Annotated in this window: 1 protein-coding gene; it reads left to right on the top strand. The window is 34.9% G+C overall.

The window, feature by feature from the left end; all coding sequences use genetic code 11:
• Positions 1–5 precede the first annotated feature (5 nt).
• The gene (locus tag ACWQ4X_RS19655) at positions 6–920 is read left to right on the top strand and encodes a YagK/YfjJ domain-containing protein (RefSeq protein ID WP_457904672.1); all 915 of its coding nucleotides are present in this window, start codon (positions 6–8) and stop codon (positions 918–920) included.
• Positions 921–1212 lie beyond the last annotated feature (292 nt).

Raw genomic sequence — 1212 nt, 5'->3', positions numbered from 1 at the left:
CAGCTATCTTAATCGCAGTAGAGAGTTTTATTAGCAATATTATGGTCGTAGGTTTTGAAGACGCATTTAAACCAGTTTTTAAGGAGCTACTAGAGCAGTTTGAACATATCTATGATGTGGATCATCACTATAGTGATTACAACGCTGTTTTTGTGGCATTAAAACTAGAAATAGATTCAATGCGTTATGACCCTTTTTGTAACCCTAATGCAGATAATTATGATTTTGTGCTTCAGCTTAAACTAGAACAGTTGAAGGAATTTGAAAAACAAATTAAAGCATCTAAGCATCGAATCCATGATGAGTTGTATCAATTTGCTCAACAAGAAAAAAACAACACGGAAAGCTTAGAAGGTTATATTGGTAAGCTTTTCCATCATTACTCTAAATTATTGATAGTCAGAGTAGATCTCGCGTACAAAAATGATTCAAAGGGCCAGATTAATATAGAGCAATTCTACAAGCACTTTGAAAAGATGCGGAATCGTTTATCGAATAAAGATACCTGTTTTCAATATCTACATGGTTATGCTTGGGCGTTGGAACAATCAACGGAAAACAATGGTGGGTATCATGCCCATCTGTTACTCATTTATGATGGTACGAAAGTACAGAAAGGCTCTTATTATGCGCAGCGTATAGGGGAGAAATGGCAAGAGATTACTCAAGGGCATGGTTGCTATTTTAACCCTCATAGTAAGGAGTACATTCATAAGTTGCGTATGGCAGGTTGTGAAATTGGGCTAGGGATGGTCACAAGGAATAAAGAGAGTGATTGGGAGCATTTACTCTCGGTGATCAATTATTTGACCTTGCCTGAAAAGGACATACAACGTCTTCGAGTGAAAGCCATAAAAGATATGCAAACTTTTGGGCATGGAGAGTTTGAAAATACCAAGCGTAGAGGGATCAAAAAATAGCTTAAGTCAAAATTCTTGACTTATACATTACGAGTCAAAAGGCTATTTTTTGTATTCTGAGGAATTGGGGGGATACTTGCTCCAATTCCTAAAGGCAGCATATGGTTGTTGTTTGTAAAAGAATTTCTTGTAAGATTTATTGAGTTTAATGAAGAGAATTTGTACGACAAAATATGTCGTTAATTATTCGTACGATCTTCTTTTTCTAGTTTGATTAATTGATAATCATATGACTTTATAACTCATAAATAGAGGAATTTTAAGTGGGTATTTTTGAAACTTTACAAAATGT

The sequence above is a fragment of the Acinetobacter sp. NigerLNRRAM0016 genome (genome assembly GCF_054112845.1).
The sequence above is the reverse complement of the archived record's forward strand: the minus strand, read 5'-3'. Positions and strand labels throughout refer to the sequence as shown.